Source organism: Curtobacterium flaccumfaciens UCD-AKU (assembly GCF_000349565.1).
Taxonomy (GTDB): domain Bacteria; phylum Actinomycetota; class Actinomycetes; order Actinomycetales; family Microbacteriaceae; genus Curtobacterium; species Curtobacterium poinsettiae.
Genome location: NZ_KB714609.1, coordinates 378,861 through 386,238, shown reverse-complemented (window position 1 = coordinate 386,238; position 7,378 = coordinate 378,861). Strand labels below are relative to the sequence as shown.

Here is a 7,378-nt window from a genome sequence, read left to right as displayed (position 1 = left end):
CAAGTAACACCCCCGCACCACGATCGGCCCGGACCACGCAGCAGCGCGGTCCGGGCCGATTCGCGTTGCGCGAACCGCACCGCGCCGCGGGCCCGCGCCTGGCAGAACCAGTCGTACCCGGCGGCCGTCGTCGCCCTCGCCACGGGCTGGGCGACACCTCACGCGCTCACGCTCGCGAGAACTGTCGCTCAGCGCGAAAGCCCGGCGACGGCCCGCGCCGCCGCGCCACGGCACCGCTCAGCGGCGGCGCCACCACCGCCGCGGCTTCGCGTCGGCCAGCGCCTGCTCCGCAGCCCGAGCGGCCGCCGCCATGCGCAGCTCGCGGCGCTCCCGCCAGGCGAGCACCTCGGCTTCGACGTCGCGCATCGGCGTGACCACCGGCGGCCCGCCGAGCAGCTGTCGCCGGGCCTCCTTCACCCGTGCGTTGAAGTCCACCAGGACGTCGCGCACATCGGTCTCGAGCGACAGGGCGTCGAGGGCGTCGTCGAGTTCGGCGTCCTCCGTCCGGAGCGCCAGGGCCGGTGGCGCGATGCCCCGGATGTCCTCGCGCTCGATCTTCGACTTGATCCACCAGTCGGGATCGTGTTGGCCGTCGATCCCGGGCAGCGGTTTGCCGTGGTAGGGGTTGCCCTCGAAGACTCCTCGGCGTTCGGCTTCGGCGATCTGCGCCCGCGCGTGGGCCGCGACGTCGGCGGCCTTGAGCAGCCGGCGTTCCTCGCGCTCCGACCGCACCTCGTCGGGGTCGAGTGACCCCCGCTCGATCTCCTGGTCGACGAGCTGCTGGTACCGGTAGCGCGCGGCCCGGCGGAGGCGGTCCATGCGTGCATCGACGTCGTTCATCGTCAGACCATGATGCCCCGCGCCCCCGACGGTTCGTCCAGCCCCGTCAGGACTTCTCTGAGACTTCTTCGATGGTCAGCGCCGCCTGGATGAGCGCCAGGTGCGACAGGCCCTGGGGGATGTTCCCCATGAAGTCCCCGTCGACGGCACTGAGCATCTCGCTGAACAGACCGACGTCGTTCGCCTGCGCCACCATGTCGTCCATCAGGTGCTTCGCGTCGTCGACGCGTCCGACGCAGGCCATCGCCGCAGCGAGCCAGAACGAGCACGCCACGAAGGGCGATTCCTCGTCCTGGATGCCGGAGTACCGGTACACGAGCGGGCCGTGCTGCAGCTGTTCCTCGATGGCCCGGATCGTGGACTCCATGCGGGGCCCACGGTCGAACGCCGACATCGCGTGCAGCAGGATCGAGCAGTCGAGTGCGTCGGTACCCGGGTACATGACGTAGTGGCCGAGCTCCTCGTTCCACCCGTTCTCGGCGACCCAGTCCTCGATGAGCTCGCGGTTCTCGATCCACTTGTCACGGGGGCCGTCGATCATCCCCGCGTCGTGCAGCTCGACCGCGGCGTCGAGCGCCTGCCAGCAGCCGATCTTGCTCGTCGTGTAGTGCTGCGTCTCCTGCAGCTCCCACATGCCCGAGTCTGCTTCCGGCCACCGGTGGCAGGCGTCGTCGGCCAGCCCCTGCAGCACCGACGCGGTCTTGCGGTCGAGCACGTTGCCGGCGCGGACGTACTGGCGCATGATCTCGAACACGTCGCCCCAGACGCCGAGCTGCAGCTGGTCGCCCGCCCGGTTGCCGATCGTGACCGGCCCGATGCCGTTCCAGCCGGGGACGTCGCGTTCCTCGACCGAGTCGCTCTTGGACCCGTCGAGTGCGTAGAAGATCGGCATCGTCTCGTCGTGCTCGGCGATCGTGCGCATCACCCACGAGACGGCCGCGTGGGTCTCCTCGCGCAGCCCGAAGCGGGTGAGTGCGTGCACCGTGTACGCCAGGTCGCGCACCCAGGCGAACCGGTAGTCCCAGTTCTTCCCGCCGGTGCGGTCCTCGGGCAGGCTCGTCGTCGGTGCCGCGGCGATCGCACCGGTGGGGGAGAAGATCAGGAGCTTCAGGGCGAGGGCGCTGCGCTGGACGGCATCCGACCACGGCCCGTCGTAGCTGAACTCCTTCGACCAGGTCGCCCAGTTCTCGATCGTGCGGTCGACCCCCTCGAGCGTGCGCTCCGGCTCGGGCAGGAAGATCGGTTCGTCGTACGTGCCGACGATCGTCAGGATCGACTTCGAGCCCTCGGTCGTCGAGAACCGGCCGGAGAACCGGGGTCCGTCGTCGTGAACGGGTTCGAAGCCCTGCTCGACGATCGCGATGGTGACGCCGTCGATCCCGATGACGGTGCCGTTCGCGGTGTCGAGGCGTCGGGGTTCCGCGGTGTTCAGGATCGTGCCGGGCACGACGGCCCACTCCATCTCGACGGAGCCCTGGACCCCCTGGACGCAGCGGCCGATCTCGGCCCACGGCAGACGTCCGGCGACACCGGTGACCATGGCGTCGGTCACGGTGGCGGTGCCGGACGGGGTGGTCCACGTCGTCACGAGCACGTTCGTCCCCGGCAGGTAGGCCCGGGACACCTCCGCCTGGTCGTCGACGGGTCGCAGGGCGACGTGTCCGCCGTGCTCGGCGTCGACGATGCTCGCGAACACCGGCGGCGAGTCCATCGACGGGATCGGCAGCCAGTCGATCCGGCCGTCGAGCGCGATGAGGGCGACGGTCCGCCCGTCACCGATCGCGCCGTAGGAGCGGAGCGGCACGTACCCGTTCGTCCGTTCCTCGTTCTCGGTCGCGTCGGGGGTGTCTCGCGTGCGCTCGGTCATGCGTCCAGCCTGCCCCGGCCCCGGCGGCGACCATCAGGCGGACGTACCCCTCGTGGAGAACGCGCGACGCGCCTCCCGCCTGTGGAGAACCGCCGGAGCACCACCGGCGCGCAGCCGACACGCCCACATGACTTGCGCACCCCGGGCGTGTCGCACTACCGTCGTCCTCCTGCCGATCAGGCAGACCGCCCGCCCCGGGCACACCGGAAGGACCGCGCATGCGCGCCGTGCAGCACAACGAGGAACGCGTCGAGCTCCAGCTCGCCGCGGCCGCCGTGCTGCCCGAGCAGCAGCGGTCCCTCCGCTATCCCGCGTAGGCACGCGACGTCCCACGACGCCTCGTGCCCACCCGGCCCGGGGCGTTCGTCAGCACCGCTTCCTTCCGTCCGCCACGTCCGGCGACGACCAGGAGGCCCGGCGTGCGACCGTCTCGGACCGTCACCTCGACCGTCACGAAAGCGAGACGACACCATGAAGAAGATCAACGACCGATTGCTCAGCTGGGCCTCGATGCTCGAGGACAACACCGAGCAGCAGGCCCGCACGACCGCGCGCATGCCGTTCGTGTTCCCGCACCTGGCCCTCATGCCCGACGCACACCTGGGCCTCGGGGCCACCGTCGGGTCCGTCATCCCGACCCTCGGCGCGATCATGCCGGCGGCCGTCGGCGTGGACATCGGCTGCGGCATGATCGCGGTCCGCACGCAGTTCACCGCGAGCGACCTGCCGGCCGACCTGCAGGGTCTGCGCGAGCAGATCGAGCGCGCGATCCCGCTGTCGGCCGGTGCGTCGAACCGGAAGATCGTGGCGACCGCCGCACCGCGGATCGCGGAGCTCGAGGCGATGGCCGAGACCGCCGGGTTCGACCCCGACGGCGTGCACGGCGGCTGGCGCAACCAGCTCGGCACGCTCGGCTCCGGCAACCACTTCATCGAGGTCTCCCTCGACGAGCAGGACCGGGTCTGGCTCTTCCTGCACTCCGGGTCGCGGGGTGTCGGCAACAAGATCGCGCAGCGCCACATCAGGGTCGCCAAGAAGGCCATGGAGCGCTGGTGGATCCAGCTGGCGGACCCCGACCTGGCCTACCTGGTCGAGGGCACGCCGGAGTTCGACCGGTACATCGCCGAGCTGCGGTGGGCCCAGCACTTCGCCCTGCTCAACCGCGAGGAGATGATGGACCGCGTCGTCCGGCAGCTGTCCGAGGCCGTCGGCACGCCCGTCGACGAGCGCGAGCGGATCAACTGCCACCACAACTTCACGCAGCGTGAGACGCACTGGGGCAAGTCCGTGTGGGTCTCGCGCAAGGGTGCGATCCAGGCGAAGGCCGGTCAGCCGGGTCTGATCCCCGGGTCGATGGGCACGGCGTCGTACGTGGTCGAGGGGCTCGGCAACAAGCCGTCGCTCGAGTCGTCCCCGCACGGCGCCGGGCGGCTGTTCTCGCGGAGCGCTGCCCAGCGGACCTTCACCCACGAGCAGCTGCGCGAGGCGATGGTCGGCATCGAGTACCGGGACACCGACGCGTTCCTCGACGAGATCCCGGCCGCGTACAAGCCGATCGACCAGGTGATGGCGGACGCCGAGGACCTCGTGTCGATCCGGCACACCCTGCGCCAGGTCGTCAACGTGAAGGGCGACTGAGACGCGCCCACCGACGGACGGGAGGCCCGTGGCGGCACCGCCACGGGCCTCCCGTCCGCCACGTGGCGGACCGCACGGCCCGGCGCGCCCCGGACAGGACGGCGCGCGTCGGGCACGCTTGTCCGTGATGAGCGACACGGCGGAGCACGCAGCGAAGGAGACCGGACGACAGGTCCGGCGAGCGGCCGACAGCCGTTGGTTCGAGGTCACGGCACGCGCCGGGTTCGTCGGCAGTGGCATCGTCCACCTGCTGATCGGGTACCTGGCGATCCTGCTCGGCATCGGGAACGCGTCCTCGGGCGGTGAGACCGACCAGTCCGGTGCGCTGCAGCAGATCGCCGCCGTGCCCGGTGGGGTGTTCCTGCTCTGGCTGATCGCCGTCGGCACCGCCGCACTCACCGTGCGTCTGGTCGTCGAGGCGATCGTCGGCGGACGGTCCGACACGACCCGCGGCTGGCTCGCCCGGCTGAAGGACGTGGCGAAGGCCGTGGTCTACGGCGTGATCGCGTACTCGTCGGCCTCGTACGCGCTCGGCGCCGGGTCGAGCTCGAGCAGCTCGTCGCAGAGCGCCGCGGCGAAGACCCTCGCGACGCCGGGCGGGGTGTTCGTGCTGGTGCTGGCCGGGGCGATCGCGGTCGCGGTCGGCATCGGCCTCGTGGTGATCGGCTGCCGTCGGTCGTTCCGGAAGCAGATCACGCGACCGTCGGGCCAACTCGACCGCGTGGTCACCGTCCTCGGCGTCGTCGGGTACGTCGGCAAGGGCATCGCCGTGGTGATCGTGGGCGTGCTCATCGCCGTCGCGGGGCTGCAGAGCGACCCCGACCAGGCCACCGGCCTCGACGCCGCGTTCGACGCCGTCCGGAGCATGCCCGGCGGGGTGTTCGTCCTCGTCGCGATCGGCATCGGGTTCCTGGCGTTCGGCGTCTACAGCTTCTTCCGCGCGCGCTTCGCCCGCCTCTGACCCGCTTCCGCGCCTGAGCGGGCGCGGACCCGCCCCGCGGTAGACGGGGTCGATGAGCACGAACGTCACCACCGGCCCCGCGACCGTCTTCGTCGACGCCCGAGCGGTCCTCGCCGAGAGCATCGTCTGGGACCCGTCCGCGCAGCTCCTCCGGTGGACCGACATCACCCTCGGCACCCTCAACACCGCCGGGGCCGACGGCACCGTCCGGTCGAGCGTGCCGCTGCCGCCCCCGCTGGCGAGCTTCCAGCCCCGCGCCTCCGGCGGGTTCGTCGCGGCCCTCGGCGACGCCGTCGTCGTGACGGACGAGCAGGGGGCCGTGGAGCGTGAGATCGCCTGCGTCACGCACAGCACCTCGGGCAACCGGTTCAACGAGGGCAAGTGCGATCCGTTCGGCCGGTTCCTGGTCGGCAGCATGAACGTGACCACCGGCGAACCCGACGCCGCGCTCTACTCGGTCGAGGCCGACGGCACCGTCCGGCTGCTCCGCGGCGGCTTCGGCGTGACGAACGGCATGGAGTGGTCGGAGGACGGCAGCACCATGTACGTCACCGACACCAGCGCCTCGACGGTCTTCCGGGGGTCGTACGGCCCGGACGGCGAGCTCGGCGAACTCGAGCCGTTCATCGTCGGCCACGCGCACGACGGCCTGGTCCGCGACGACGAGGGCTGCTTCTGGAGCGCGATCTACGGCGGTTCCCGCGTCGAGCGCTACGGTCCCGACGGCTCGCACCTGGAGACGGTGGAGCTCCCCGTCGCCAACCCGACGTCGGTGGCGTTCGGCGGCCCGGACATGTCGACGCTGTTCATCGGCACGGCCCGCGAGAACCTCACCGAGCAGGACCTGGAGCAGGCGCCGCCCTCCGGCGCCGTCTTCGCGGTGCCGACCACGGTGCACGGCTTCCCCGCGAACACCTTCAGCGGCTGACCACGGCGTCGCCGCCCGAGCGGACGGCGGCCGGGTATCCTGGGCGACCGCCCGACCGGAGGAGACCCACGTGGACGACGAACGCCAGGCACCCCGTCCGGACCCGGCCGGGGAGCTCGCCCAGGCCGAGGACGCCGACGTCACGGTGCAGGTCGACCGCGTCGCACTCGACGGCACCTACGTCCGGGTGAGTTCGATCGGTGAGCCGGGCGAGCGGGCCTTCGTGCTCGTCGCGGGTCTCGGCATCGCGTCGACCTACTACGAGCGGCTCGCGCCGCACCTCAACGAGAACGGACCGGTGCACGCGCTCGACCTGCCGGGCTTCGCGGGGGTTCCGCGGTTCCGTGGGAAGGTCTCGATCGAGCGGTACGCCGACGCGGTCGAGCGGGTCATCGACGACCTCGGGCTCGAGGACCCGGTGCTCATCGGGCACTCGATGGGCACCCAGGTCGTCACCGAGGTCGCCGCCCGCCGTCCCGAGCTCTCCGACCTCGTGCTCATCAGCCCCGTGGTCGACTCGTCGGCGCGCACGGTGCGGCAGTCGGCGTTCCGGTTCCTGCGGTCGACGCTGCACGAGCCGGCCGCGGTCCGCTGGCACGGCATCACGGCGTACGCGCTGTGCGGCTGGCACTGGTTCCGCAAGGTCCTGCCGCGCATGATCGCGTTCCCGATCGAGGAGCGTGCCGCGCACGTGCAGGCCCGCACCCTGATCGTCCGCGGCGAGCACGACGCGATGGTGCCGCGCGACTGGGTCCGCCGGCTGGCGCGCGTGTTCCCGTACGCGGTCCTGCGCGAGGTCGTCGACGGTGCGCACTCGGTGATGCACGCGCAGGCCGACGCGGTCGCGCGGCTCGCGGTGGCGCACGTCGACCACCGGATCCCCGACCGCGGCGTGTCCTCGCTGCAGCGGGTGCGTGACGACTCGACGGCGTCGGACCTGGCCCGGCTCAGCCCGGGGGACGCCTGGTTGCTGGTCAAGTCGCGGTTCATCGAGCTGTTCGGGATGGCCCGGAACGACGACGAGACGCTCGAGGCCGCCAAGTCCGCGCACGCCGTCGCGATGGCGGACGGCGACGACCTGCCGGTCGACCCGGCGGACCGCCGGGCGGTCGTCGACGAGGTCGCGCCGGAGTCGAAGTAGCCA

6 protein-coding genes are annotated in these 7,378 nt (G+C 71.7%); 4 read left to right on the top strand and 2 right to left on the bottom strand.

Annotation, left to right across the window (positions count from 1 at the left end):
* Nucleotides 1–237: 237 nt before the first annotated feature.
* Together H489_RS25320 and H489_RS25315 are read right to left on the bottom strand one after the other, a co-directional pair.
* Nucleotides 238–840 (bottom strand): DUF1992 domain-containing protein, encoded by a 603-nt coding sequence (locus tag H489_RS25320; protein WP_017886505.1) that lies wholly within the window; start codon nucleotides 838–840, stop codon nucleotides 238–240.
* 46 nt (nucleotides 841–886) lie between these two features.
* Nucleotides 887–2,707: a glycoside hydrolase family 15 protein gene (locus H489_RS25315; RefSeq protein WP_017886504.1), complete on the bottom strand. Its 1,821-nt coding sequence runs from the start codon at nucleotides 2,705–2,707 to the stop codon at nucleotides 887–889.
* Nucleotides 2,708–3,178: 471 nt separating this feature from the next.
* Here H489_RS25315 and H489_RS25310 point away from each other — a divergent pair, with 471 nt between their 5' ends.
* The 4 genes from H489_RS25310 (at nucleotide 3,179) to H489_RS25295 (ending at nucleotide 7,375) form a co-directional block, all read left to right on the top strand.
* The gene (locus H489_RS25310) at nucleotides 3,179–4,345 is read left to right on the top strand and encodes an RtcB family protein (protein WP_017886501.1); all 1,167 of its coding nucleotides are present in this window, start codon (nucleotides 3,179–3,181) and stop codon (nucleotides 4,343–4,345) included.
* A gap of 127 nt (nucleotides 4,346–4,472) precedes the next feature.
* A complete protein-coding gene (locus H489_RS25305; protein WP_017886500.1) occupies nucleotides 4,473–5,306 on the top strand; it encodes a DUF1206 domain-containing protein in 834 nt (277 codons plus the stop codon).
* Between the two features lie 52 nt (nucleotides 5,307–5,358).
* Entirely contained in the window at nucleotides 5,359–6,234 is an 876-nt protein-coding gene (locus tag H489_RS25300) for an SMP-30/gluconolactonase/LRE family protein (RefSeq protein ID WP_017886499.1), read from the top strand.
* 70 nt (nucleotides 6,235–6,304) lie between these two features.
* Nucleotides 6,305–7,375, top strand: coding sequence for an alpha/beta fold hydrolase (locus H489_RS25295; RefSeq protein ID WP_017886498.1), 1,071 nt, complete (start codon nucleotides 6,305–6,307; stop codon nucleotides 7,373–7,375).
* The last annotated feature ends 3 nt before the right edge of the window (nucleotides 7,376–7,378 follow it).

Bases quoted from the DNA above. Each gene is read 5' to 3' on its own strand.
- H489_RS25315 (WP_017886504.1), bottom strand. From the start codon at position 2,707: ATGACCGAGCGCACGCGAGACACCCCCGACGCGACCGAGAACGAGGAA.
- H489_RS25300 (WP_017886499.1), top strand. From the start codon at position 5,359: ATGAGCACGAACGTCACCACCGGCCCCGCGACCGTCTTCGTCGACGCC.
- H489_RS25305 (WP_017886500.1), top strand. From the start codon at position 4,473: ATGAGCGACACGGCGGAGCACGCAGCGAAGGAGACCGGACGACAGGTC.
- H489_RS25320 (WP_017886505.1), bottom strand. From the start codon at position 840: ATGAACGACGTCGATGCACGCATGGACCGCCTCCGCCGGGCCGCGCGC.
- H489_RS25310 (WP_017886501.1), top strand. From the start codon at position 3,179: ATGAAGAAGATCAACGACCGATTGCTCAGCTGGGCCTCGATGCTCGAG.